Raw genomic sequence first — 25,739 nt, forward strand, 5'->3', positions numbered from 1 at the left:
TCGGTGCCCTCATTCCATTCTTTCAAAGTAGTGCATGACTTAGCAAAGGGCGAACGCCTTTTCGAAGAAGATCATGGTCCAACAACAGGATAGCGGACGCTGGAACAAGTCAGCGGCCATCCTTGCAGGCAGCGTCAAGCGCTTCGGTGAGGTCGCCGACTTTGGGCCCGCCGACGTGAGGACGCAGGAAAGTTCCATGCCGATCAGCCACAACCTGGACGGTTCATCGCGCCTCGCTGCGGCGTCAACGCAGCGGTCTGCGTTCTGGGCAAGCTGCGCGCCGAGCACTGGCGCGCCCGTTTGGTGGGCCTGGTGCCGGCTTACTGCTTGTCTTCGAATCCGGTCAGCACGCCGACGGCGTTGATGCCGATTTCCTCGACGGCATAGCCGCCTTCCATGACGAACAGCGTCGGCAGGCCGAGCTTGGCGATGCGGCGGCCGATCTTGGGATAGTCGGTGCTTTTCAGCTTGAACTTGCTGATCGGGTCCTTCTCGAACGTGTCGACGCCGAGCGAAACGACGACGACATCGGGAGCGTAAGCCGCAAGTTTCGCGCAGGCGTCTTCGAACGAGGCATTCCAGCCGTCCCATGAGGTGCCGAACGGCATCGGATAATTGACATTGAAGCCCTCGCCGGGGCCGGCACCGCGCTCATCGGCATGACCAAGGAAGAATGGATATTCGGTCATCGGGTCGCCATGCAGGTTCAGCACCTGCACGTCGTCGCGGCTGTAGAAGATCTCCTGCGTGCCGTTGCCGTGGTGGTAGTCGACATCGAGAATCGAGACGCGCTTGGCGCCCTGGTCGCGGAACCATTGCGCGGCAACGGCGGCGTTGTTGATGTAGCAATAGCCACCCATGAAGGCAGCGCCGGCGTGATGGCCGGGCGGGCGGCAGAGCGCGAAGGCGGAGGTCTCGCCGCCCTTGACCAGCGCGGCCGCGGTCAGCGCCACGTCATAAGACGACTTGACCGCATCCCAGGTGCCTTCGACGAAGGTGGCGCCACCGTCGAAGGAGTAAAAGCCAAGCAGCGCATCGATGGTTCTGGGGCGCACATCGCCCCGTAGGCCACGCGTCGGCCAAGTGAAGGGGATGGCCGAGCCCGCCCGGCCGGACGCCTCCCAGAGCGGCCATACGGTTGGCAGGAAATCGATGTAGTCGCTGGTGTGCACCTTCCTGGCGGCAGCGAGATCGTGAGTGTCGGGTGGCAGAATCGGGCCGAGCTTTTCGCTCTCCACCCTGGCCTTGATGAACTCGGCGCGCGAGGGCTTCTCGAAGGCCGGCACGATGGCGCCTGAAATGAGCTCGAAATTGCCGGCGTGACCAGCGTGGAGAGGCGAGAAAACAGTCTTCATCTTGCGGGCCCGGTTTGCTCTTTGAGTTGCGTATTTGTCATTGATGGACTGCTTTGTGGCAGAGAGTTTCAGCGCCGCCAAGAGGTATTCCAGACCGTTGTTGCAAGTGGCAGCAGACGGCTTGCCAGACGCCAATACTCTGCTAGCCTAGGCTCAAACGGGAGAAAATTATGCCGCCATCGGCCGATCTGATCGTCGAGAACGCCAGCATATTGACGATGGATCCCGATACTCCCCGTGCCGAAGCCATAGCCGTCAAGGATGGTGAGATCATTGCGATCGCAGATCGCGCCACTGTGCTGGAGCACAAAGGCCCCGGCACACGCGTCATCAATGCCGGCGGCGGCTCCGTTGTGCCAGGCTTTATCGAAGCGCATATGCATCTCTTCGGCGGCGCGGCCGAGCTCGATCATCTCCAACTGATGGGCGTCCACGGTTTCGAGGCGCTTCGCGACGCTGTGCGCCATTATGCCGCAAAGCGGCCGGACCTGCCCATCCTGCAGGCGCAAGGTGCCGACTACACCATCCTGTCGGCGGTCGAGCGGGTCAGCCGCCATCACCTCGATCGTATCCTGCCGGACCGGCCCTTCGTCATGGCGGCGCCGGACCACCACACAATGTGGGCCAACACCAAGGCACTGGAATTGGCCGGACTGCTTAGAGGCAAACAGCTTGGCCCAGGCAACGAGATCGTCATGGGCGACGACGGGCTGGCCAGTGGCGAATTGCGCGAGGGCGAGGCTTTCGGGCCGTTGATCGCGTTGGCCGGCGAGGATCGCGTGTGGCTCGGTTTTGCCACCGGCGGTGAGCCGGACCCAAAGCCGACGCCGGCGGAGCAAGCTTCGGACCGGGCGATCATGCGCCGCGGACTGGAATGGTGTGCCAGGCACGGCATCACATCGGTCCAGAACATGGACGGCAATTTGCACCAGCTCGAACTCCTGTCAGAGATCGAGGCCGAAGGTGGCTTGCTGTGCCGCGTGCAGGTGCCGTTCCACTACAAGAACTTCATGACGCTCGACATGCTCGAAAAGGCGTCGGCGATGGCAGAGCGCTACAAGAGCGAATGGCTGTCGTCGGGCATGGTCAAAGTGTTTTATGACGGCGTGCTCGATTCATGGACGGCGGTGATGGTCGAGCCTTATGCAGACCGTCCGGATTGGGTGGGCGAGCCGCTGTTCACGCCGCAGCAATTCATCGACCTTGCCGTGGCCGTCGACAGGCGCGGACTGCAGATGGCGGTGCACTCGATCGGCGACGGCGCTGTGCGCGCCGTGCTCGACGGCTACGAGGCGGCACAGAAACAAAACGGCAAGCGCGACAGCCGGCATCGGGTCGAGCACATCGAGGTGATCACCGCCGCCGACGTGCCGCGCTTCGCAAAACTTGGCGTCGTCGCCTCGATGCAGCCGCCGCATCCGCCGGGCAGCATGGGCTTGCCGCTGGAGCCGACGGTATCGCGCATCGGACGCGCCCGCTGGCCGTTGAGCTATGCGTGGCGGACGCTGAAGAATGCCGGCGCGCGTGTCGTCTTCGCCTCCGATTGGCCGGTGTCGCCGATCGATCCGATCCTGGGCATTCAGGCGGCAGTGCTGCGCAAACCATGGGCAGACGGCGATCCCGACCAAAGCTTCTCGCTGCACGAATCGCTCGCGGGCTACACGGTGGAAGGCGCCTATGCCGAGTTCATGGAGCATCGCAAGGGCCGCCTGAAGCCAGGCTATTTGGCCGATCTCGTGGTGCTCTCGGCCGATATCGAGGCGACCGCGCCGGAAGCGCTGCATACGGTGCGGCCGGTTACGACGATCTGCGGCGGCAAGATCACTTATCAGGCATGACGGTGGCACGGTAATTGCGTTCTGAATCGACATTCAGATGTATGCTTGCCAAGCCGCGCACCGTGTGCTGACAATCGAGTGGGAACTGGATCCGCCATAAGAGCGGACACAAGAATGGGGTAATCGTGCCGGAACAACCGGGTAAAAGTGCAATTGAAATTCGTGGCGTCCGCAAGGTATTCGGTACCGGGGGGTCACAGGTCGCCGCTCTCGACACGGTTTCGGTGTCGATCCGCGAAAATGAGTTCTTCACGCTGCTTGGTCCATCCGGCTGCGGGAAGACGACGCTTCTGAGGCTGATTGCCGGCTTCGACTTTCCGAGCGCCGGCGAGATACTGCTGCATGGCCAGGACATCGCCCCGCTGCCGCCATTCAAGCGGCCGGTCAACACCGTGTTCCAGAACTATGCGCTGTTCCCCCATATGACGGTGGCCGAGAACATCGGCTTCGGCCTTGAAATGCTCGGCAAGCCCAAAGCCGAAGTGAAGGCGCGGGTCACCGAGATGCTGAAGCTGGTCAAGATGGAAGCACTCAGCGGCCGCCGCACCAGCCAGATATCGGGCGGCCAGCAGCAGCGCGTGGCGCTGGCGCGGGCGCTGGCGCCGCAGCCGAAAGTGCTGCTGCTCGACGAGCCGCTGTCGGCGCTCGACTTCAAGCTGCGCAAGGAGATGCAGATCGAGCTGAAGCGGCTGCAGCACGAGACCGGCATCACCTTCATCTTCGTCACCCACGACCAGGAAGAAGCGCTGACCATGTCGGACCGCATCGCGGTGATGTCGTCGGGCAAGATCCTGCAGGTCGGCACGCCTTGGGACATCTATGACAAGCCCGCGGAGCGCTTCGTCGCCGACTTTATCGGCGAGACCAATTTCCTGACCGCGGCCATAACAGGCATGGCCAACGGCAAGGCACGAGCAACGCTCAAATCCGGCGCGACGATCGACGCAACCGTGGCTGAGGGCTTTCAGCCGAAGGACAACGCCACCGTAGTGGTCAGGCCGGAACATGCCAAGCTGACCAGCGGCAAGGGCGACCTGTCGGGCACGGTCGAAAACATCGTCTATTTCGGCACCGACACGCACATCCATGTTCGCCTGGACAGCAGCGAGGCCTTCACTGTGCGCCAGCAGAACACGCGCAGCGCAGGCTGCGGTTTCGAGCGGGGAGACAAGGTCGGCATTTCGATCGGCAACGATGCCGCACAAGTGCTGAGGGACTGATGGCGAGCGCGCAAGAAGTCGCCAAGGAAGCCGAACGCAGAGATATCCGCGACCGCTGGCTTCTGTCAGCGCCGGCACTGATCATCATCTTTCTCGCGGCAACCGGCCCGCTGCTGATCGTCGTGATCTACTCGTTCCTGACGCCGGGGCCTTATGGCGACGTGGTGTGGAAATTCTCCACCGACGGCTGGCTGTCGGTGGTGATGCAGCGCGACATCTTCGACGACACGCTGGCCTTCGCCGACGCGCATCTGTCCATCTTCTGGCGCTCGGCCAAGCTGTCGTTTATGACAACGATCTTCACGCTGCTCTTTGGCTTCCCGACCGCCTATTTCATCGCCACCCGCCCCGCGCGGCAGCGCGAGATCTGGCTGTTCCTGATCACCATCCCCTTCTGGACCAATCTGCTGATCCGCACCTTCGCCATCCAGGAGGTGATCCGCAACGAGGGCATCGTCAATACCGTGCTCATCAAGCTCGGCATCATCAGCCAGCCGATCCAGATGATGTTTACCGATTTCGCGCTGATGGTCGGCATGACCTATGTCTATCTGCCGCTGATGGTGTTGCCGCTCTATGCCAGCATGGAAAAGATCGACTTCCGGCTGGTCGAGGCGGGTTACGACCTCTACGCCAACCGATTCCAGGTGCTGAGGCGGGTCATCGTCCCGCTGGTCAAGCCTGGCATCATCGCCGGCTCGATCCTCGTCTTCATCCCGGCGCTGGGCGCTTATGTCACCCCGCGCGTGCTCGGCGGGTCGAAGAATATGATGCTCGGCAATCTGATCGAGCTGCAGTTCGGGCAAGGCCGCAACTGGCCGCTCGGCTCGGCGCTGTCGATCTCGCTGATGGCGATCGTGATGGTGGCGCTGCTCTTTTATGTCCGCTCCGCCGGGCGTCAGGGCGGCACGCATGGGTAGCCGCTTCGACATCCGCCGGCAGACCGGCTTCACGGCCATCGCGATGGTCTGCTTCTTCGCGCTTTACCTGCCGATCATCACGGTTGTCGTCTATGCCTTCAACGCCGGCAGTTCGATCGCGATCTGGGAAGGCGTGTCGCTGCGTTGGTTCTACCAGGCCTGGAACAACAACCAGGTTGTCGACGCCTCGATCCGGTCGCTGCAGATTGCTTCGGTCGCGGCGACTATTGCGACGATCGTCGCCACCATGGCCGCGCTTGCCACGACCCGAACGAAGCCATATCCCGGCCTCGGCTTCAAATACGCCTTCATCAACCAGCCGCTGATGGTGCCGGAAATCGTCACCGCGGTGGCGCTGCTGATCTTCTTTTCGCGCATCAAGATCTGGACCGGCTATTCGGGGTTGGGCTACCTGATGGCCGCGCATACGGCCTTTTGCATCCCCTTTGCCTATCTGCCGATCCGGGCGCGGCTCGAGAACATGGATCTGACGTTGGAGATCGCTGCGGCCGACCTCTACGCGACACCCTGGAAGGCTTTTCGACGCGTCACCTTTCCGCTGCTCTGGCCAGGCATCCTTGCCGGGCTGATGCTGGCCTTCGTCATCTCGCTGGATGATGTCGTCATCACGGAGTTCGTCAAGTCCGGCGGCCAGGATACGTTGCCGACTTACATGCTCGGCCAGTTCCGGCGCGTTATCACGCCGGAAATCAACGCGATTTCGACGGTGTTCCTGCTGATCTCGATCTTGATCGTCACCGTCTTCTTTTTCATCAGCAGGAAAAAGGATCAGGAATGATATCAGCTGTAACAGGAGAGAAACGATGAAGTGGAAACTGGCCGCGACGGCGCTCGGCGCCGCGCTCCTCGCCTCGGCGGGTATTGCCCGCGCCGATGGCGAACTCAACATCTACAATTGGGGCAATTACACCAGCCCCGATCTCATCAAGAAGTTCGAGGAAAAATTCAAGGTCAAGGTGACCGTCACCGACTACGATTCCAACGACACGGCGCTCGCCAAGATCAGGCAGGGCGGCAGCGGCTTCGACATCGTGGTGCCCTCGGCGAGCTTCGTGCCGATCTGGATCGAGGAAGGGCTGCTCCTGGAAACGGAGCCCAACAAGATGGAGAACTTCAAGAACATGGACCCGAAATGGGTCGATGTTCCCTTCGATCCAGGCCGTAAATACACCGTGCCGTGGCAGTGGGGTACGACCGGTGTGACGGTCAACACCTCTGTCTACAAGGGCGATCCCAACACTTCCGCCATCTTCATGGACCCGCCGCCGGAACTGGTCGGCAAGGTCAACGTCGTTCCCGAAATGGCCGATGTCATGCATCTCGCCATCAGATATATCGGCGGTGAGCCCTGCACCGGCGACAAGGAGGTGCTGAAGAAGGTGCGCGATGCGCTGGTGGCGGCCAAGCCGAAATGGATTTCCATGGACTACGGTTCTGTCGAGAAGTTCTCCAAGGGCGACTTTGCGGCCGGCGTTGACTGGAACGGTGCCTCCTTCCGTGCCCGTTTGCAGAACAAAGACATCGTCTATGGCTATCCAAAGGAGGGTTTTCCGATCTGGATGGACAACGTCGCGGTGCTGAAGGACGCCAAGAACGTAGAAAACGCCAAGCTGTTCCAGAACTTCATCATGGAACCCGAGAACGCGGCGCTGATCTCGTCTTTCGCGCGCTATGCCAACGGCATCAAGGGATCGGAAGCCTTCATGCCTGAGGACATGAAGACGGCGCCGGAGGTCAACATCCCCGCCGAGTTCGCTGACAAGGGCAAATTCATGCTGAGCTGCGCACCCGACGTCCAGGCGCTCTACACCAGGATATGGACCGAGCTGCAGAAGTAATCGCAGCATCGTGGGACCCGGCGGGAAGCGCCGCCGGGTCTTCAAAGCAAAAACCTTCGACAAGATCCGACATCCGGCCTGTGGCTGGACGCAGCTGGAGTTCGCTTGGAATGTCCGATCTCGATCTCTGCTACATGCCGGCAAGCGAGGCGCTCAAGCGCTTCAAGGCGAAGAAGCTCTCACCGGTCGAGCTGATGGAGGCGGTCATCGGGCGCGCCGAGGCGACGAAGGACAAGGTCAACGCTTTCACCAACACGCATTTCGACGAGGCGATGGCGCTGGCCACGAAAGCCGAGGCGAAATACGCCAAGGGCAAGAAGACAGGCCCGCTGGAGGGCCTGCCCGTAGGCATCAAGGATGAAAGCTATATCAAGGGCAGGCCGACCACCGGCGGCTCGCTGATCATGAAGAACTTTGTAGCCGATACCACCTCGACCATGAACGAACGTGTTATCGAGGCTGGCGGCATCGTCCATGCACGCACGGCGACGCCGGAATTCTCCTGTGCGGCCTATACCTGGTCCAGGCTGTGGGGCGTCACCCGCAATCCGTGGAACACCAAGTTCACGCCCGGCGGCTCGTCGGGCGGCTCGGCCGCCTCGCTCGCCTCCGGCACATCGTCGATCGCCACCGGTTCCGATATCGGGGGTTCGATCCGCATCCCGGCATCGGCCTGCGGTGTCGTCGGCTACAAGCCGCCCTATGGCCGCAACCCGGACGACCCGCCGTTCAATCTCGACTTTTACTGCCATACCGGGCCGCTGGCGCGGACGGTCGAGGACGCGATCCTGCTGCAGAATGTCATGAGCGGTCCCAGTCCGCTTGACATAGCCTCGCTCCGGCCAAAGCTGACGCTGCCGACAAAATTCAAGCCGATCAAGGGCTGGAAGATCGGCTATTCGATGGATCTCGGCGGCTTCGAGGTCGATCCGGAAGTGGTAAAGAACACGAAGAAAGCGCTCGACGTGTTCCGCTCACTCGGTGCCGAGGTCGAGGAGGTCGATCTCGGCTGGGGACCGGAGGTCCTGGAGGCCGGGCTCGCCTATTTGAATCATTTATTCGGTGCGTTCCTGTCGAAGCTGCTGCCCGACCATGCCGACGAAATGACGACCTACGCCCGCAAGTTCGCCGAGGAGGGGGCGGGTTCCAAGGCGACCGATTTTGTCGCCAGCCTGGAGGTGGCTGGCCGCATGTACATGACGCTTGGGCCGCTGCTCGAAAAATACAATGTGCTGATCTGCCCGACCACGGCGCTGCCGTCAGTCCCGGCCGAGCATGACCAGTCGAAGGACGAAATCAGGATCAACGGCAAGCCGGTCAATCCCTCGCTTGGCTGGGTGATGACGACGCCGTTCAACATGATGAGCCGCTGTCCGGTGCTGTCGGTTCCATCCGGCCACGCGAAGAACGGCGTGCCGACCGGCATCCAGATCATCGGCCGCACCTACAGCGACGAAGATGTGTTCCGCGCCGGTATGGCATATGAAAAAGCAGTTGGTGGCTGGTACGGAGAAAAGGCGCGCCGGCCGAAACTATGACGGACGGCACTGAAAACCAAAAGACCGTCGGGACACCGCGGGACGACACTTCCCGGAGCATGCAATGACATCCTACCGCAACAGCGAACCGGTGCCGCCGATCATGCAGGGCTCGCCGCCCAAGATGGTGCCGCCGAGGCTCGACTGGGACAGGGGCCCTTGGAACCGGTGGGCGTTCCAGCACATCCGCGAAATTCTGCCGACCGGCGAGGTCTGGCGCGGCAATGGCCATCGCCGCCGGCTCGAGCGAGCCGAAGTCGATCTCGATGCGCTGCCGGTGAGCGACAGCACGGGTCAGCCTACGACGCTGGCCGGGCTGCTTGACGAAACCTATACGGACGGGTTCCTCGTGCTCAAAGACGGCAAGATCGCCTATGAGCGCTATTTCAACGGTATGACCGACCGCACGCTGCATCTGTCGCAATCGATGGCGAAGTCCGTCACCGCTTCGGTGTTCGGCATACTGGTCGGGCGCGGCCTGATCGACCCGGCGTTGCCGGTGACGACCTATCTGCCGGAGCTTGGCGCCACCGCCTGGGCCGGCGCCAGCGTGCAGCATGTGCTGGACATGACGACAGGCGTGCGTTTTTCCGAGGAATATACCGACCGCTATTCCGACATCGGCCAGGTCGATGTCGCCAGCGGCTGGAAGCCGGTTCCGCCGGGCAGCGATCCGACCTTCGAGTGGCCGTCGCATATGTTCGAATTGATCCTGCGGCTGAAGGAGACAAGCCGGCCGCATGGTACCGCGTTCGAATACCGTTCGATCGAGACCGACGTGCTTGCCTTCATCATGGAGCGGGTAAGCGGCAAGCGGCTGGCGCAACTGGTTTCGGAGGAACTCTGGCAAGAGCTCGGGGCGGATGAAAGTGCCTGCTTCACAGTCGATAGCGCCGGCTATGCCATCGCCGATGGCGGCTTCAACGCCACGCTGCGCGACTATGGCCGTTTCGCCCAACTGATCCTCGACAATGGCGGCGGCGTGGTGCCGGCCGACTGGATCGAGGCGACGCGCAGCGGCAGGCATGGACCGGATTTCAATCCCAGCCTGCCGGAAGGCAGCTACCGCAACCAGTTCTGGATCGAGGACCCGCGCTCGCGCGCGCTGATGTGCCGGGGCGTGTTCGGGCAGCTGATCCATATCGACTGGGACACGAGAATGGTCGTGGTGAAGCTTTCGAGCTACCCAGATTTCACCGACATCGCCTATTCGGTGGCGACGATGAAAGCCGTCCACGCCATCGCCGCCGCGCTGGCCTAAGTTTCAAAAAATCGGAAGGAAACGCCATGGCCGGCAAAACCGCATTCGAGACCAGATATGGCTTTGCCCGCAACCAGGTGCTGCTCGGCAACTGGCGCCAAAGCCCGTTCAGCCGGTGGTCGTTCCAGAATGTCGGAGAATTGGTGCCGAGCGCACGTGTCGCAGCCGTGCCGGGCAGTGGCGAAACACCGGTTCAGGATTTCGATGGGCTGCTTGACGAAAAGGTCGCGCTGGCAGGCGGCTCGGAGACCGTGGCCGCCTTTCTCACGCGTTCCGATACTGACGGGCTGACGATCATGAAAGGCGGCAAAATCGTCGGCGACTGGTTCGCACCGCATATGGAGTGCGGCGCGCGCCACATCATCTTCTCGATCAGCAAGTCGCTGACCGCCATTCTAGCCGGCATATTGGAAGGCGAGGGGGTTTTCGATTCGCAGGCTCCGGTGACCCGCTATCTGCCGGAAGCCGCCGGCTCGGCGTATGGCGATGCCAGCGTGCGGCATGTGCTCGACATGTCCGTCAGCCTCGACTTCGAAGAAGCCTATCTCGATCCGGAGAGCGCCTTTGCCCGCTATCGCCGCGCGACGCTGTGGAATCCGGGCGGCGGTACGGAGAGCCTGGCGGCCTTCATCCTGACCCTGCAGCACCTGGCTGAACCGCATGGCCGGACGTTCCGCTACCGCTCGCCCAATTCCGACCTGCTCGGCATCCTGCTCGAACGCGCATCCGGCCAGCGTTTTGCCGAGCTGATGCGCGAGAAATTGTGGCTGCCGCTTGGTGCAACGAGCGAAGCGTCGGTGACGGTCGACAGGGAAGGCACGGCGCGTACGGCCGGCGGCATTTCGGTGATGCCGCGCGACCTGGCGCGGATCGGGGAGATGATGCGGCAGGGCGGCATGGCCAATGGCCGGCGCATCGTGCCGGAAGCCTGGGTGCGCGACACTGTCAGCACAGGCGGAGATACTGAGGCCTGGCAGCGTGGCACGATGGCTTTCCTCTTCCCGCAAGGCCGCTACCGAAACAAATGGTATCAGACCGGAGCGGCAAGCGGTGCCTTCTGCGGCATCGGAATCCACGGCCAGTGGCTCTATGTCAATCCGACGGCCGAGGTCGTGATCGCAAAAATGTCGTCGCAGCCGGAGCCGGTCGACGAGCCGCTCGATGTCGATACGGTCGCTTTCTTCGAAGCACTGAGCCGGATGGTCTGATCCGATCCAGGCAACCCGCAGCACTGCAGCTTTCCTGTGGACCTGTCGGCGTGATCGAAAACGATGCGGTTGGCGGAGCGACGCTCTGCGCCTATGGTCGCCGCTCTTTTCGATAAGGACAACAGGAACGATATGGCATCCGACATCAAGCGCATCGCAGCAATCATAGCAGCCGAGATCGCCGCCCGGCCCGAACAGGCCGCGGCCGCGATCGGGTTGCTGGACGAAGGCGCGACAGTGCCGTTCGTTGCGCGCTATCGCAAGGAGGTCACCGGCGGTCTGGACGACACACAGTTGCGCCTGCTTGCCGAACGGCTCGCCTATCTGCGTGAACTCGACGCACGCCGCGACACCATCCTCGGTTCGATCCGTGAACAGGGTAAGCTGACCGAAGAGCTCGAAACCAAGATCGCGGCGGCCGCCACCAAGGCAGAACTCGAAGACATCTATCTGCCCTATAAGCCGAAGCGTCGGACCAAGGCGGAGATCGCGCGAGAGCGTGGCCTGGGACCGCTGGCCGAGGCCATCCTCGCCGACCGCGCGGCTGTGCCTGGCGAACTAGCGTTGGCCTATGTCGGCGGAGAGGTGGCCGACGCCAAGGCAGCGCTTGAAGGCGCGCGCGACATTCTGTCCGAACAGTTCGCCGAGAATGCCGACCTGGTCGGCAGACTGCGGACCTACATGAAGGAACGTGCTTTCATGCGGTCACGCGTCGTCGACGGCAAGCAGGAGGCCGGCGCGAAATTCTCCGACTATTTCGACCATGTCGAGCGCTGGGCCAACGTGCCGAGCCATCGCGCGCTGGCGATGCTGCGCGGCCGCAACGAAGAGGTGCTGTCGCTCGACATCGAAGTCGATGCCGACGATGCGTCGCCGGTGAAGCCGGTCGAACGGATGATCGCCGATGCCTACACAATCGGCCGCCAGTTGCCGGGGGACCGCTGGCTGATGGAGGTGGCGGGCTGGACCTGGCGCATAAAGCTATCCCTGCATCTGACACTCGATTTGATGCGCGATCTGCGCGAGCGGGCCGAGGAGGAGGCGATCCACGTCTTCGCCCGCAATCTGAAGGATTTGCTGCTCGCTGCCCCGGCCGGCTCGCGGGCCACCATGGGACTCGATCCCGGCATCCGCACCGGCGTCAAGGTGGCCGTGGTGGACGGTACCGGCAAGCTGTTGGCGACGACGACGGTCTACCCGTTTCCACCAAGGAACGATGTGCGTGGCACGCAGGCCGAACTGGCGAAGCTCATCCGTCTGCACAAGGTCGAGCTGATTTCGATCGGCAACGGTACCGGCAGCCGCGAGACCGAAAGGCTGGTCGCCGACATGCTGGCCGACATGCCGGCCGAATCCGGGCCGAAGCCGCTCAAGGTGATCGTCAGCGAGGCGGGCGCCTCGGTCTATTCGGCTTCAGCAACCGCGGCGGCCGAATTTCCCGGCCTCGACGTGTCGCTGCGAGGTGCGGTGTCGATCGCGCGGCGGCTGCAGGATCCGCTGGCCGAACTGGTCAAGATCGAACCGAAGTCGATCGGCGTCGGCCAGTATCAGCATGACGTCGATCAATACCGGCTCGGCCGTTCGCTGGAAGCGGTGGTCGAGGACGCGGTCAATGCCGTCGGCGTCGACCTCAACACCGCCTCGGCGCCGCTGCTGGCGCGGGTTTCGGGCCTTGGCGCATCGTTGGCCGAAGCGATCATTGCGCATCGCGATGCGACCGGTCCCTTCTCCAGCCGTCGAGACCTGCTGAAGGTGGCTCGGCTCGGACCCCGCGCGTTCGAGCAATGCGCCGGCTTCCTGCGCATCCCGAACGGCAGCGAACCGCTCGATGCCTCGGCCGTGCATCCGGAAGCCTATGGTGTGGCCAAGAAGATCGTCGCCGCCTGTGGGCGGGACCTCCGCTCGCTGATGGGCGACAGTGCGGCACTGAAGGCGCTCGATCCGCGTGTCTTCGTCGACGAGCGGTTCGGCCTGCCGACTGTGCGCGATATCCTGGCGGAGCTGGAAAAGCCCGGCCGCGATCCGCGGCCCGGTTTCAAGACGGCGACCTTTGCTGATGGCGTCGACGACATCAAGGATTTGAAGCCGGGGATGCTGCTGGAAGGCACCGTCACCAATGTCGCCGCGTTCGGCGCCTTCGTCGACATCGGCGTACACCAGGACGGATTGGTGCATGTCTCACAACTGGCCGACCGTTTCGTCAAGGACGCGCATGAGGTGGTGAAAGCCGGCGATGTGGTCAAGGTGCGTGTCGTCGAGGTCGACATCAAGCGCAAGCGCATCGGCCTGTCGATGCGTAGGGATGGTGACGGCGGTACACCGAAACCGCGCGACAATGGCAGCAGACCGGTGCCGCGCGCGCCGGCGCCGCAGCGTCAGCCGGAGCGCCCGGCAGGGCAGGGTGCATTCGGCGCCGCGTTGGCGGATGCGTTGAAGCGGAAATAACTACTTCTCCGGCAGTACATGGCCCAGCAGCCAGTCGCGAAAACTGGCGACCGGCGGATGGCCGCGCTTGTCGTGCGGCACGACGAGATAGTAGGCGCTGCGGCTCTGCATCGGCCGACCCGGAGCCGGCGCGAGCTGGCCGCGCTGTAGCTCGCCTGCGATCAGGATCTGCGGCAATAGCGCCACGCCGAGCCCGGCCATGCAGGCCTGGGCGGCGGTGCCGAATTGTTCGAACTGCATGCCCGGCCCGGTCGGCGCGCTCAGGCCCTGATGCCTGAACCATTCGGTCCAGGCGCCGGGGCGGGTCGCCATATGCAGCAGCGGCAAGCGGCCGATATCGGCCGGCGTGGCAATAGCGCGGCCGGCCAGGAATTCGGGCGAGACCACCGGCGCGACCGTCTCGCGGACCAGCAGTGTCGAGTCGGCATCCGGCCAGTCTGGCAGGCCGTAATGGATCGCCGCATCGAGCCTCTCGCGGGCGAAGTCGAAGCGGCCGATGCGAGTGACGAAGTTGATGGTGATATCAGGGTTGTTTTCGACGAAATATGGGATCAGCGGCATTAGCCAGCGCGTGCCGAAGGTTGGCAATATGGCCAGGTTCAAGATGCCAATATGCCGATTACTCATCAATCCGAGTGCTGCGTCACGCAACTGGCCAAGGGCGGCGCGCACCGCTTCGGCATAAATCTCGCCTGCCGTCGACAGCCGGACATTACGGCTGTCGCGTTCGAGCAGCCGCCTCCCGAATTGCTCTTCCAGCAACGCCACCTGTCGGCTCACGGCACCTTGGGTCAGATCGAGCTCGCGCGCGGCGGCGGTGAAGGAGCCGAGACGCGCCACCGCCTCGAAGGCGGCAAGGGCGCTGATACCAGGCAAGAGGCGACGCTGGACACTCATGACCCCATTACTAACGCTCATTGATTGGTGATGCAATTTCGTTTGATTTTTTTGAGACGGCGGCCGATAAGCCGGGCACTTCAAGATTTGTAGGAACCGAGAGACATGGCCGCCGAGAAGAACGCTTTCGTCTGGAACGATCCTTTCCTGATCGAGGACCAGCTTTCCGAGGATGAGCGCATGGTGCGCGATGGTGCGGCGGCGTTCGCCGCCGACAAGCTCGCCCCCAGGATTGAGGAAGCCTATCTTGAGGAAAAGACCGAAGCCGGGATCTTTCGCGAGATGGGCGAGGCCGGGCTGCTCGGCATCACCATCCCGGAAGAATATGGCGGGCTCGGCGCCAACTACGTCACCTACGGGCTGGTCGCGCGCGAAGTCGAGCGCATCGACTCTGGCTATCGCTCGATGATGAGCGTGCAGTCGTCGCTGGTGATGTATCCGATCCATGCCTATGGCTCGGAGGCGCAACGCAAGAAGTACCTGCCGAAGCTGGCCAGCGGCGAGTGGATCGGCTGCTTCGGCCTGACCGAGCCGGATGCCGGTTCCGACCCGGGCGGCATGAAGACGCGCGCCGAGAAGACCGCGAACGGCTATAAGATTTCCGGCTCGAAGATGTGGATTTCCAACGCGCCGATCGCAGACGTGTTCGTCGTCTGGGCGAAGTCGGCTGCACATGACAATGAGATCCGCGGCTTCGTGCTGGAAAAAGGCATGAAGGGGCTGTCGGCGCCGAAGATCGGCGGCAAGCTGTCGCTGCGTGCATCGATCACCGGCGAGGTGGTGATGGAAGGCGTCGAGGTCGGCGAAGACGCGCTGCTGCCCAATGTATCAGGCTTGAAGGGGCCGTTCGGTTGCCTCAACCGCGCGCGCTACGGTATCTCCTGGGGTGCGATGGGCGCGGCGGAAGATTGCTGGCACCGGGCGCGGCAGTATGGCCTCGACCGCAAACAGTTCGGCAAGCCGCTGGCCGGCACGCAGCTTTTCCAGAAGAAGCTTGCCGACATGCAGACCGAGATCGCGCTTGGCCTACAGGGCAGCTTACGCGTCGGGCGGCTGATGGATGAAGGCAAGATGGCGCCGGAGATGATCTCGATCGTCAAGCGCAACAATTGCGGCAAGGCGCTCGACATTGCCCGCCAAGCCCGTGACATGCATGGCGGCAACGGCATCCAGATCGGCTACCACGTTATGCGCCATGCGCAGAACCTGGAGACTGTGAATACCTACGAGGGCACGCATGACGTGCATGCGCTTATCCTCGGGCGAGCGCAGACCGGGTTGCAGGCGTTCTTCTAGACCACGTCGGACCGTTCGGCGCTGCTTAAATTAGGTGCACCGCAACATCTCTGCTTGGAGAATGACCAGCATTTGTGTCAGGGTTCGGCGAATTCGTTCTGAAACGCCGACTTCCGGGGTACCATGGCAATTTTGGCAGCCGTCTACCACCTGACCCATTACAAATATGACCGGCCGGTGGTGCTTGGTCCCCAGGTCATCAGGCTGCAGCCGGCGCCGCATTCCCGCACCAAAGTTTTGAGCCATTCGCTGAAGGTCGAGCCGGCGAACCACTTCGTCAATCTGCAGCAGGATCCCTACGGCAACTTCCTCGCCCGCTTCGTGTTTCCGGAGCCGGTGAGCGAACTGAAGATCGAGGTCGACCTCGTCGCCGACATGACGGTCTACAATCCGTTCGATTTCTTCGTCGAACCGTCGGCCGAGACCTTTCCGTTCGAATATCCGGAAGAGATCAGCGCCGATCTCGCCATCTACCGGACGCCGGAACCGGCTGGACCGCTGCTGGCAACGTTCCTGCAAACCATCGATCGCCACCCAACCAACACCGTCAATTTCGTCGTCGATCTCAATGCGCGCCTGCAGCGCGAGATCGCCTACATCGTGCGCATGGAAACCGGCGTCTTTTCGCCGGAGGAGACGCTTGCTACCAAGAAAGGCTCATGCCGCGATACGAGTTGGCTGCTTGTGCAGATCCTGCGGAATCTCGGCATCGCCGCGCGCTTCGTCTCGGGCTATCTGATCCAGCTGAAGCCCGATCTCGTCGCGCTTGACGGACCGCCCGGCACCGCCGTCGACTTCACCGACCTGCATGCCTGGTGCGAGGTCTATCTGCCGGGTGCCGGCTGGATCGGTTTCGACCCGACCTCAGGACTGCTCACCGGCGAAAGCCATGTGCCGCTTGCGGCCACGCCGCATTTTCGCAACGCAGCACCGATTTCCGGCATGGCGAGCTTCGCCAATGTCGAGTTCGGCTTCGACATGCGGGTCGACCGCATCGCCGAGCATCCGCGCATCACCAAGCCATTCTCGGATGAAAGCTGGGAGGCGCTTGACGCGTTGGGCAATCAGGTCGATGCCGCGCTCGAAGCCGGCGATGTCAGGCTGACCATGGGTGGCGAGCCGACCTTCGTGTCGATCGACGATTTCGAGGCGGAGGAATGGAATACCGCAGCCGTCGGACCGACAAAGCGCGAAAAGGCCGATGCGCTGATCCGCCGGTTGCGTGAGCGTTTCGCGCCGGGCGGCTTCCTGCATTATGGTCAGGGCAAGTGGTATCCGGGCGAGAGCCTGCCGCGCTGGACGTTCTCGCTCTACTGGCGTACCGACGGCGAGCCGGTGTGGAGCGACCCATCGCTGATCGCACGAGAAAACAGTGAAGCAGATGTTGGACCGAAGCAGGCTGAAAGCCTGCTCGCGGCAATTGCCGATGAACTCGGCATCGACCAGACCATGGTCAGCGAAGCCTATGAGGACCCGGCCGAGTGGCTGCTCAAGGAAGGCAAGCTGCCGGAGAATGTCGATCCGTCGAATTCGAAGCTGGAGGACCCCGAGGAGCGCAGCCGCATGGCGCGGGTGTTCGAGCGCGGCCTGACCAAGCCGTCGGGCTATGTACTGCCTGTGCAGCGGTGGAACGCCGAAGCGTCCGGACCGCGCTGGCGTTCGGAGAAATGGAAGACGCGGCGCGGCAAGCTGTTCCTGGTGCCGGGCGATTCACCCGTCGGCTACCGCCTGCCGCTCGGCACGCTTCCCCATGTGCCGCCGGCGCAGTTCCCTTACATCGTGCCGGTCGATCCGTCGCTGCCGCGCGGTCCTTTGCCGGCACGCCAGGCTATTTTGCCTGAGGCCGCTCCTTTGCCGGACGCTGCCCCGGCCGAATTGGAGGGCGCCGACGAAATGGCGCGCCGGCAGCAGGCGGCGTCCTTCACCGCCGTGAGCGGCCAGCAGGATCGTGTCGAACAGAAAATAACCGAGATCGGCGGCGCGGTGCGCACCGCGCTGTCGGTCGAGCCGCGCGACGGACGGCTTTGTGTGTTCATGCCGCCGGTCGAGGCGCTGGAAGACTATCTCGAACTCATCGCGGCGGCGGAGAACGCGGCAAAAGCTATCGGCCTGCCGGTGCATATCGAAGGCTACGGGCCGCCGCACGATCCCCGCCTCAACGTCATCCGTGTGGCTCCGGATCCCGGCGTCATCGAAGTGAACATCCATCCGGCTGCGAACTGGCAGGATTGCGTGGCGACGACCACCGCGATCTACGAAGAAGCGCGGCAGACGCGGCTTGGTGCCGACAAATTCATGATCGACGGTCGCCACACCGGCACCGGTGGCGGCAATCATGTCGTCGTCGGCGGCGCGACGCCCAACGACAGCCCGTTCCTGCGCCGCCCCGATCTGCTGAAGAGCCTAGTCCTGCAATGGCAGCGCCGTCCGTCGCTGTCCTATCTGTTTTCGGGCCTGTTCATCGGCCCGACCAGCCAGGCGCCGCGCTTCGACGAGGCGCGTCACGATTCGCTCTACGAGCTCGAGATCGCGATGGCGCAGGTGCCGCACCCAGACCAAGGCAGTGCGCCACTGCCGTGGCTGGTCGACCGGCTGTTTCGCAATCTTCTGACCGACGTAACGGGGAACACCCACCGTTCGGAAATCTGCATCGACAAGCTGTTTTCGCCGGACGGACCGACCGGCCGGCTGGGGCTAGTCGAGTTCCGCGGCTTCGAGATGCCGCCCAATGCGCGCATGAGCCTAGCGCAGCAATTGCTGGTGCGCGCCATTATTGCGCGCGCCTGGAAGAACCCGCTCGATGGCCGTTTCGTGCGCTGGGGCACCTCGTTGCACGACCGGTTCATGCTGCCGCACTATGTCTGGGCCGACTTTCTCGACGTGCTCGACGATCTCAAGCTGAACGGCTTCGAATTCCGTCCCGAATGGTTCGACGCGCAGCTCGAATTCCGCTTTCCGTTCTGCGGCGAGGTCCAGCATGCCGGCATCAAGCTGGAGCTGCGGCAGGCGCTGGAGCCGTGGCATGTCATGGGCGAGCAGGGCGCCATCGGCGGAACGGTGCGCTTCGTCGATTCCTCGGTCGAGCGGCTGCAAGTGAAGACCGAAGGCCTCAACCCGGAACGCCATGCCGTCGTTTGCAACGGCCGTATCGTGCCGATGAAAGTGACCGACAACAGAGAGATCGCGGTGGCGGGCGTCCGCTTCAAGGCCTGGCAGCCGGCATCTGGCCTGCATCCAGCGCTGCCGGTCAACACGCCGCTGGTCTTCGACATCTACGATCGCTGGTCGGGCCGGGCGGTCGGCGGCTGCGTCTACCATGTCGCGCATCCCGGTGGGCGCAGTTACGACACCTTTCCGGTCAACGGCAACGAAGCGGAGGCGCGGCGGCTTGCGCGTTTCGAGCCGCGCGGGCATACGCCGTCCGGCTACGTGCTGCGCGACGAACAACCTTCTGAAGATTTCCCTATGACCCTTGACCTCAGGCGGCCCGCAAGATTCTGATCAGCAATGGCAAAGGGAAATCACAAGAAAATACGCGGCAGGCCGCATAACCTGCTGGAGCACTACCAGCCGATCGACGGTGTCGTCGACGAGATGGTCGATGCATCAGGCAATCCACGCCCGGCCTGGAAGGACTTCATCGAGGCACTGGAAGAACTGGGGCCCGAAAAACTAGCCCAGCGCTTCGCCCGCGCCGACCAGTACCTGCGCGACGCCGGCGTCTATTACCGCGTCTACGATAATGCGGGCGCCAATGAGCGGGAATGGCCGCTGGCGCATGTTCCCGTGCTGATCGAGGAGAAGGAATGGGCTGATATCAGCGCCGGCCTCGTCCAGCGGGCCGATCTTTTCGAGGAAACCCTTGCCGACATCTACGGGCCGAACCGGCTGGTCGAGAAGGGCATCCTGCCGGCCGGGCTGATCGCGGCCAGCCCGGAATATTTGCGGCCGGTCGTCGGCACCAGACCGGCCAGCGGCCATTTCCTGCACTTCTGCGCCTTCGAGCTCGGCCGTGGACCTGACGGCCGCTGGTGGGTGCTCGGCGACCGCACACAGGCGCCGTCGGGTGCCGGTTTTGCGCTGGAAAACCGCGTCGCCACCACGCGCGCGCTGTCCGACATCTATGGCGAGATGCATGTGCACCGTCTTGCCGGCTTCTTCCGCCGCTTTCGCGACGCGCTGATCGGCATGGCGAAGGAGAATGACGGCCGCGTCGCCATCCTGACGCCCGGACCGCTCAACGAAACCTATTACGAACACGCCTATATCGCGCGCTATCTCGGCATCATGCTGCTCGAAGGCGAGGACCTGACCGTCTCCGGCGGCAGGCTGATGGTGCGCACCGTTTCGGGGCTGATGCCGGTCAGCGTGCTGTGGCGACGGCTTGACGCTGCCTTCGCCGATCCGCTCGAGCTCAGGCCAGAGTCGCAGATCGGCACACCAGGGCTGGTCGAAGCGATCCGCCAGGAAGCCGTTTCGGCCGTCAATGCACTTGGCTCCGGGCTAATGGAAACGCGGGCGATGTCCGCCTTCTTGCCGAAGATTTCGCGCGAATTGCGCAACGAGGAACTTCTGCTGCCGAGCGTCGCGACATGGTGGTGCGGGCGGGGCACAGAACGTGATCATGTGCTGGCTAACCTCGACCGCATGGTGATCGGTCCGGCGCTGTCGACGCGGCTTGCCTTCGAGGATGACGATTGCACGAGGCTGGGCTCGGCGCTGGTAGCCGGGGAGCGGGCTGAACTGATAGCCAACATCGAACGGGCCGGCGGCGACTTCGTCGGACAGGAAGCGGTGACGCTTTCGACCACGCCGGTCTATGTCGGCGGCTGGCTGGAGCCGCGGCCGGCAAGCCTGCGCGTCTATCTGGCGCGCACCCCGGAAGGCTGGACGGTTATGCCAGGCGGTTTTGCCCGGGTCGGCTTTTCGCTCGATCCGACGGCCATCGCCATGCAGCGCGGTGGCCAGGCGGCGGATGTGTGGGTGGTCAGCGACAGGCCGGTGGAGCGCGAGACGCTACTGCCGCAGGAGCACGACAGTTTCACCCGCACAATGCCGGGCAGCCTGCCCAGCCGCTCGGCGGAGAACCTGACATGGCTCGGCCGCTATATCGAGCGATCCGAAGACACCGTGCGCATCCTGCGCGCCTACCACGTTCGGCTGGCGGAAACCTCCGATCCGGACATGCCTTTGCTTGCCGATGTCAGAGACTATCTCGAACCCTTCGGTATCGACGTCGCGGCGGCGATGCCGCCTGGGCTGATCGGCACGCTGGACAGCGCCGTCTACAGCGCCGGACAAATCCGAGACCGCTTCTCGCCCGATGGCTGGCTGGCGCTGAAGGATCTGTCGAAGACGGTTCATCAATTCGCGACGACAGTGGCGCCGGGCGATGACGCGACGCGGGCGATGACGGTCATCCTGCGCAAGCTCGCCGGGTTTTCCGGCCTGCTGCATGAGAATATGTACCGCTTCACCGGCTGGCGCTTCTTGGAGATCGGCCGGCGATTGGAACGTGGCATCCAGATCGCCCGCACGCTCGCCCGGTTGACCAGGGCTGCGGCGCCGGACGGCGCGCTCGACATGATGCTGGAGATCGGCGACAGCGTCATGACCCACCGGCGGCAGTATTCGGTGCAGGCCGGCCGGCGCACGGTGATCGATCTCCTGGTGCTCGATCCGCTCAATCCGCGCTCAATCCTGTTCCAGCTCGAAAGGCTGAAGGCCGAAATCGCACTGTTGCCTTTGGTTGGCGGCGAGGGACATATGTCGCCCGCGGCAAAGGAAATCCTGCAGCTCAACACTGCGATCGCCATCAAGGAACCCTCCGACATGACGGCGAAGGCGCTCGACGATCTCGCCAACGAGATCGGCGGCCTCTACAACAGCCTCGCCAAGGCCTATTTCGGGTGAGCATGCTCTACGACATCAGGCTTCATCTCAGTTACGACTACGATGCGGCAGCCGGCGGCGGCCGCCATCAGGTGCGCGTGCTGCCGCCGACGCTACCAGGCGTGCAGCGCGTGATCGCCGCTTCGCTGTCCTTCGCGCCGGCGCCGAGCGAACGTTCGGATTTTTCCGATTTCTTTGGCAACAGCGTCACGTCGATTGCCTTTCGCGATGCCCATGATGGGCTCGACATCAAGATGAGCGCGCGCGTCGCGGTCTCGCGGCCGGAGCCTGGGCTTGACGTATCGCCCGACATTCGCCGGCTGAGGAAGGAGCTCGACGCGGTGCGGTCGTTGTCGCCTGATACACCGCATCACTTTCTGTCCGACAGCGACCATGCAGGTGTTGACGCCGCTATCTCCGCCTACGCGCGCGGCAGTGCCGGCAGTTCGACAGTCGGCACGGCCATGGACTTGTGCAACCGCATTCATCGCGATTTCACCTATGACGGCAAGGCGACCACTGTTCGGACCAGAGCGAGCGACGCTTTCAGCCTGAGGCGGGGCGTCTGCCAGGATTTTTCGCACATCATGATCGCCGGCCTGCGCGGCCTAGGCATCCCCGCCGGCTATGTCAGCGGGTTCCTGCGTACCATTCCGCCGCGCGGAAAACCGCGGCTGGAAGGGGCCGATGCCATGCATGCCTGGGTCAAGGTGTGGTGCGGGCGCGATACCGGATGGCAGGAATTCGATCCGACCAACGGCATGCGGGCAAGCAACGACCACATCACCGTCGGCCACGGTCGTGACTATTCCGATGTAGCACCGATCGTCGGCGTGCTGAAGACGACCGGCGGGCAGGTCGGCGAGCAGGCAGTCGACGTCATTCCGGTCGCGCTGGAAAAGGCATGACGGCCAGCAATCGATTTATAGGCGCCGAATGTAGGCAGAAGACGGCTCGTCGAACGCGCACGCGGTGAGCCCGGCATCATTCTGAAAGCCTTCGCGGAACCAGCGGCGGGTCCGGCGCTTATCTACGGGAAAATTTCCTCGTGGAGAGAACATGCTGGACAAATCCGGGTCGCCGTCCGGCCGATTGGCTGCCGGGAAGGTCTTACCAAAGAACGGGGCGCCGAAAAACGGGTCGCAGGCCTCTGCCGATCGAGCCTCGCTTACCTACATCACTGATACCGAGCCCGGTATTCGTCGTCTGAGGGCTGGCAGGGGATTTTCATACAAAGGACCTGGCGGGCAGGGCGTCGACGAGGACACTATGGCCCGCATCAAGGGGCTCGCCATTCCGCCGGCGTGGACGGATGTGTGGATCTCGCCGAATGCTGACGGTCACATCCAGGCGACAGGCCGTGACCAGCGCGGACGCAAGCAATATCGGTATCATCCACTGTGGGCGGAGGAGCGTGACGGCGTCAAATATTCGAGCCTGGTTGCCTTTGCAGAAAGCCTGCCTGAGCTGCGACGCCAAATCGATGCCGATCTTCGCCGTCACGGCCTGCCGCTGGAGCGGGTCGTCGCCGCTGTGGTCTGGCTGCTCGACAACACGATGATCCGCGTCGGCAATGCCGCCTACGCTCGCGACAATAACAGCTTTGGGCTGACCACGCTGCGCGACCGCCATGTCGACATCAATGGCTCGAGCCTGCGTTTCGCTTTCAAGGGTAAGTCCGGCAAGGAATGGAAGCTGAAGCTCGTCGATCGCCGGATCGCCGGGATCGTGCGCGGGGCGCAGGACCTGCCGGGCCAGAAGCTGTTCCAATATCTCGACGAGGACGGAAGCAGGCGGCCGATCCGCTCCGACGACGTCAACCGCTATATCAGGGAGACGGCAGGGATCGATTTCAGTTCCAAGCATTTCCGAACCTGGGGCGGCACCATCCATGCTGCGTCATTGTTTGCGCAAACCGAACGACCCGAAAGCCGGGCACAACAGAAGCGGGTGATGAACGGCGTCATTGACAAGGTCGCCGAGCGGCTGGGCAACACCCGCGCCATCTGCCGCAAATGCTACATCCATCCGCAAGTTTTCGATGCCTGGTCCGAAGGACGGCTGCTCAGCGAAATAACGGATGCGAACAGGCGGAAACGATCGATACCCGGCCTTGATGACGAAGAGGCCCTCGTACTGAGATGGCTGAAGGCGCAGGAGAGCTGAACCGAACGGAGCAGCCGCGGCATCCGTGCAGGACGTAATTTTTTGTCGACGTGATGTCGGGATAGGTCCTAGTGTTTCGTCCTTTGACAGAGAAAAAGGACGACCCATGCTCTACGCGATCCTATGCTATGCCTCCGAAGACGTCGTCTGCTCCTGGAGCAAGGAGCAAGATGACGCTGTTATGGAAAAACTCCTGGGTGTGCAGGAAAAATACGCTCAGGTGGGCCGGCTCGGCCCGGTGGCGCGGCTGCTGCCGACAACCGCTGCGACAACGCTGAGGAAGGTCAAAGGCGAAGCGGTCGTCATCGACGGACCATTTGCCGAAACCAAGGAACAGTTCCTCGGGTTCTATACGCTTGAATGCGCCGATCTCGACGAGGCCGTCGACTTTGCGCGCGAACTTTCCGACGTCAATCCGAGCGGCGGCTCATACGAAATACGGCCGGTTTCGCTCTTCAATCCCGCCAAGGCTTCCGCATGACCGACCTTACCTGGATCAGCACGGCGATCAGCACCGCCCGCCCCCAGGCGATGGGCGCGCTGCTGCGCTACTTCCGCGATCTCGATGCGGCGGAGGAAGCCTTCCAGGACGCTTGCCTGCGAGCCCTGAAGAACTGGCCGACAAACGGCCCGCCGCGCGATCCGGCAGCCTGGCTGATCTTCGTCGGCCGCAACAGCGGCATCGACGCGGTGCGCAAGCGTGCCAAGCAGGCGCCGCTGCCGGAAGAGGACCAGATCTCCGATCTTGAAGATGCCGAGACCGATATCGCCGAGCGGTTGGACGGCGCGCATTACCGCGACGACATATTGCGGCTGCTGTTCATCTGCTGCCATCCCGATCTGCCGGCGACGCAGCAGATCGCGGTCGCATTGCGCATTGTCTCGGGCCTGAGCGTCAAGCAGATCGCTCGCGCCTTTCTCGTCGGCGAAAGCGCCATGGAGCAGCGCATCACCCGTGCCAAGGCGCGCATCGCCGATGCCGGGGTGCCATTCGAGACGCCAGGTGCGGTCGAACGCTCCGAACGGCTCGCCGCGGTCGCCGCCATGGTCTATCTGATCTTCAACGAAGGCTATTCGACCAACAGTGGCGAGGCGCCGGCCCGCGCGCCGCTCTGCGAAGAGGCGATCCGGCTGGCCCGCCTGCTGCTCAGGCTGTTCCAGACCGAGCCGGAGATCATGGGTCTGACGGCGCTCTTGCTTCTCCAGCATGCGCGTGCGCCGGCGCGTTTCGACGAGAACGGCGAGATCGTGCTGCTCGAAGACCAGGATCGCAGCCTGTGGAGCCGCAAGATGATCGACGAGGGGCTGGCGCTGGTCGATAAGGCGCTGCGCCACCAGAAGCCCGGTCCCTATCAGGTGCAGGCGGCGATCGCCGCCCTGCATGCGCGGGCGGCAAAGCCCGAGGATACGGACTGGAACGAGATCGACCTGCTCTACAGCCTGCTCGAGCAGATGCAGCCGTCACCGGTGGTAACGCTCAATCGCGCGGTTGCGGTCGCCAAGGTGCGCGGTCCGGAAGCGGCGCTTGCCACGATCGAGCCGCTGGAGCAAAGGCTTTCCGGCTATTTCCACTTTTTCGGCCTCAAGGGCGGCCTGCTGATGCAACTTGGTCGCAGCGAGGAGGCGCGCATCGCCTTCGACCGCGCCATCGCTCTCGCCAACACGGCCGCCGAGGCCGCCCATATCCGCATGCATATCGACCGGTTGATGAAAGAAGGCGCCGCGCGGGGAACCGCGCAGACAGCGCACTAAACGACTGGTTCAACGGTCCGACTTCGGCTTAGACCATGCCGGGGTGGCGATTTTTTCCCGAAACGAGTAATGCCACGCCATGACAATGCCTG

General features: G+C 63.1%; 18 protein-coding genes. 16 read left to right on the forward strand and 2 right to left on the reverse strand.

The window, feature by feature from the left end:
* Positions 1–320: 320 nt before the first annotated feature.
* The gene (locus ABID19_RS22050) at positions 321–1,355 is read right to left on the reverse strand and encodes a histone deacetylase family protein (protein WP_354493081.1); all 1,035 of its coding nucleotides are present in this window, start codon (positions 1,353–1,355) and stop codon (positions 321–323) included.
* Between the two features lie 170 nt (positions 1,356–1,525).
* Between ABID19_RS22050 and ABID19_RS22055 the strand changes: the two genes are divergently transcribed.
* The 9 genes from ABID19_RS22055 to ABID19_RS22095 all read left to right on the forward strand — a co-directional run bounded on the left by ABID19_RS22055 (position 1,526) and on the right by ABID19_RS22095 (position 13,644).
* Positions 1,526–3,193 carry an amidohydrolase gene (locus ABID19_RS22055; protein WP_354493082.1) on the forward strand — a complete coding sequence of 556 codons (1,668 nt, stop codon included), beginning with the start codon at positions 1,526–1,528 and terminating at the stop codon, positions 3,191–3,193.
* 125 nt (positions 3,194–3,318) lie between these two features.
* Positions 3,319–4,413 carry an ABC transporter ATP-binding protein gene (locus tag ABID19_RS22060; protein WP_354493083.1) on the forward strand — a complete coding sequence of 365 codons (1,095 nt, stop codon included), beginning with the start codon at positions 3,319–3,321 and terminating at the stop codon, positions 4,411–4,413.
* On the forward strand, positions 4,413–5,333 hold the full coding sequence (locus tag ABID19_RS22065) for an ABC transporter permease (RefSeq protein ID WP_354493084.1): 921 nt from the start codon (positions 4,413–4,415) through the stop codon (positions 5,331–5,333). Before ABID19_RS22060 ends, ABID19_RS22065 begins: the two co-directional genes overlap by 1 nt.
* Positions 5,326–6,132, forward strand: a complete 807-nt coding sequence (locus tag ABID19_RS22070; RefSeq protein ID WP_354493085.1) for an ABC transporter permease — start codon at positions 5,326–5,328, stop codon at positions 6,130–6,132. The genes ABID19_RS22065 and ABID19_RS22070 overlap by 8 nt, the downstream gene beginning before the upstream one ends.
* Positions 6,133–6,157: 25 nt before the next feature.
* Positions 6,158–7,192 carry an extracellular solute-binding protein gene (locus tag ABID19_RS22075; protein WP_354493086.1) on the forward strand — a complete coding sequence of 345 codons (1,035 nt, stop codon included), beginning with the start codon at positions 6,158–6,160 and terminating at the stop codon, positions 7,190–7,192.
* 110 nt (positions 7,193–7,302) lie between these two features.
* The gene (locus tag ABID19_RS22080) at positions 7,303–8,730 is read left to right on the forward strand and encodes an amidase (protein WP_354493087.1); all 1,428 of its coding nucleotides are present in this window, start codon (positions 7,303–7,305) and stop codon (positions 8,728–8,730) included.
* A gap of 64 nt (positions 8,731–8,794) precedes the next feature.
* Complete coding sequence (locus ABID19_RS22085) at positions 8,795–9,991, forward strand: serine hydrolase domain-containing protein (RefSeq protein WP_354493088.1); 1,197 nt, start codon at positions 8,795–8,797, stop codon at positions 9,989–9,991.
* Positions 9,992–10,017: 26 nt separating this feature from the next.
* Positions 10,018–11,199, forward strand: coding sequence for a serine hydrolase domain-containing protein (locus tag ABID19_RS22090; protein ID WP_354493089.1), 1,182 nt, complete (start codon positions 10,018–10,020; stop codon positions 11,197–11,199).
* 132 nt (positions 11,200–11,331) lie between these two features.
* Complete coding sequence (locus tag ABID19_RS22095; protein ID WP_354493090.1) at positions 11,332–13,644, forward strand: Tex family protein; 2,313 nt, start codon at positions 11,332–11,334, stop codon at positions 13,642–13,644.
* Here the strand turns inward: ABID19_RS22095 and ABID19_RS22100 are convergent, their stop codons facing one another.
* Positions 13,645–14,541, reverse strand: a complete 897-nt coding sequence (locus ABID19_RS22100) for a LysR family transcriptional regulator (protein WP_354493091.1) — start codon at positions 14,539–14,541, stop codon at positions 13,645–13,647. It abuts the gene before it with no gap.
* 105 nt (positions 14,542–14,646) lie between these two features.
* Here ABID19_RS22100 and ABID19_RS22105 point away from each other — a divergent pair, with 105 nt between their 5' ends.
* From ABID19_RS22105 to ABID19_RS22135, 7 genes are all read left to right on the forward strand, one after another.
* Positions 14,647–15,837 carry an acyl-CoA dehydrogenase gene (locus ABID19_RS22105; protein WP_354493092.1) on the forward strand — a complete coding sequence of 397 codons (1,191 nt, stop codon included), beginning with the start codon at positions 14,647–14,649 and terminating at the stop codon, positions 15,835–15,837.
* Between the two features lie 123 nt (positions 15,838–15,960).
* Positions 15,961–19,338 (forward strand): transglutaminase family protein, encoded by a 3,378-nt coding sequence (locus tag ABID19_RS22110; RefSeq protein WP_354493093.1) that lies wholly within the window; start codon positions 15,961–15,963, stop codon positions 19,336–19,338.
* Positions 19,339–19,344: 6 nt separating this feature from the next.
* Positions 19,345–21,750, forward strand: a complete 2,406-nt coding sequence (locus ABID19_RS22115) for a circularly permuted type 2 ATP-grasp protein (protein ID WP_354493094.1) — start codon at positions 19,345–19,347, stop codon at positions 21,748–21,750.
* A gap of 2 nt (positions 21,751–21,752) precedes the next feature.
* On the forward strand, positions 21,753–22,637 hold the full coding sequence (locus ABID19_RS22120; protein WP_354493266.1) for a transglutaminase family protein: 885 nt from the start codon (positions 21,753–21,755) through the stop codon (positions 22,635–22,637).
* Positions 22,638–22,788: 151 nt separating this feature from the next.
* Entirely contained in the window at positions 22,789–23,895 is a 1,107-nt protein-coding gene (locus ABID19_RS22125) for a DNA topoisomerase IB (RefSeq protein WP_354493095.1), read from the forward strand.
* A gap of 106 nt (positions 23,896–24,001) precedes the next feature.
* Positions 24,002–24,376 carry a YciI family protein gene (locus tag ABID19_RS22130; RefSeq protein ID WP_354493096.1) on the forward strand — a complete coding sequence of 125 codons (375 nt, stop codon included), beginning with the start codon at positions 24,002–24,004 and terminating at the stop codon, positions 24,374–24,376.
* Positions 24,373–25,647 (forward strand): RNA polymerase sigma factor, encoded by a 1,275-nt coding sequence (locus ABID19_RS22135; protein ID WP_354493097.1) that lies wholly within the window; start codon positions 24,373–24,375, stop codon positions 25,645–25,647. The genes ABID19_RS22130 and ABID19_RS22135 overlap by 4 nt, the downstream gene beginning before the upstream one ends.
* The last annotated feature ends 92 nt before the right edge of the window (positions 25,648–25,739 follow it).

Origin of the sequence: Mesorhizobium robiniae, from assembly GCF_040545535.1 — a bacterium.
Classification (GTDB): domain Bacteria; phylum Pseudomonadota; class Alphaproteobacteria; order Rhizobiales; family Rhizobiaceae; genus Mesorhizobium; species Mesorhizobium robiniae.

Excerpts from the sequence above, each read along its gene's own strand:
- ABID19_RS22135 (WP_354493097.1), top strand. The coding sequence starts at position 24,373 with ATGACCGACCTTACCTGGATCAGCACGGCGATCAGCACCGCCCGCCCC.
- ABID19_RS22075 (WP_354493086.1), top strand. The coding sequence starts at position 6,158 with ATGAAGTGGAAACTGGCCGCGACGGCGCTCGGCGCCGCGCTCCTCGCC.
- ABID19_RS22105 (WP_354493092.1), top strand. The coding sequence starts at position 14,647 with ATGGCCGCCGAGAAGAACGCTTTCGTCTGGAACGATCCTTTCCTGATC.
- ABID19_RS22065 (WP_354493084.1), top strand. The coding sequence starts at position 4,413 with ATGGCGAGCGCGCAAGAAGTCGCCAAGGAAGCCGAACGCAGAGATATC.
- ABID19_RS22120 (WP_354493266.1), top strand. The coding sequence starts at position 21,753 with ATGCTCTACGACATCAGGCTTCATCTCAGTTACGACTACGATGCGGCA.
- ABID19_RS22110 (WP_354493093.1), top strand. The coding sequence starts at position 15,961 with ATGGCAATTTTGGCAGCCGTCTACCACCTGACCCATTACAAATATGAC.
- ABID19_RS22125 (WP_354493095.1), top strand. The coding sequence starts at position 22,789 with ATGCTGGACAAATCCGGGTCGCCGTCCGGCCGATTGGCTGCCGGGAAG.
- ABID19_RS22090 (WP_354493089.1), top strand. The coding sequence starts at position 10,018 with ATGGCCGGCAAAACCGCATTCGAGACCAGATATGGCTTTGCCCGCAAC.
- ABID19_RS22130 (WP_354493096.1), top strand. The coding sequence starts at position 24,002 with ATGCTCTACGCGATCCTATGCTATGCCTCCGAAGACGTCGTCTGCTCC.
- ABID19_RS22055 (WP_354493082.1), top strand. The coding sequence starts at position 1,526 with ATGCCGCCATCGGCCGATCTGATCGTCGAGAACGCCAGCATATTGACG.
- ABID19_RS22095 (WP_354493090.1), top strand. The coding sequence starts at position 11,332 with ATGGCATCCGACATCAAGCGCATCGCAGCAATCATAGCAGCCGAGATC.
- ABID19_RS22080 (WP_354493087.1), top strand. The coding sequence starts at position 7,303 with ATGTCCGATCTCGATCTCTGCTACATGCCGGCAAGCGAGGCGCTCAAG.
- ABID19_RS22070 (WP_354493085.1), top strand. The coding sequence starts at position 5,326 with ATGGGTAGCCGCTTCGACATCCGCCGGCAGACCGGCTTCACGGCCATC.
- ABID19_RS22115 (WP_354493094.1), top strand. The coding sequence starts at position 19,345 with ATGGCAAAGGGAAATCACAAGAAAATACGCGGCAGGCCGCATAACCTG.
- ABID19_RS22050 (WP_354493081.1), bottom strand. The coding sequence starts at position 1,355 with ATGAAGACTGTTTTCTCGCCTCTCCACGCTGGTCACGCCGGCAATTTC.
- ABID19_RS22085 (WP_354493088.1), top strand. The coding sequence starts at position 8,795 with ATGACATCCTACCGCAACAGCGAACCGGTGCCGCCGATCATGCAGGGC.
- ABID19_RS22100 (WP_354493091.1), bottom strand. The coding sequence starts at position 14,541 with ATGAGTGTCCAGCGTCGCCTCTTGCCTGGTATCAGCGCCCTTGCCGCC.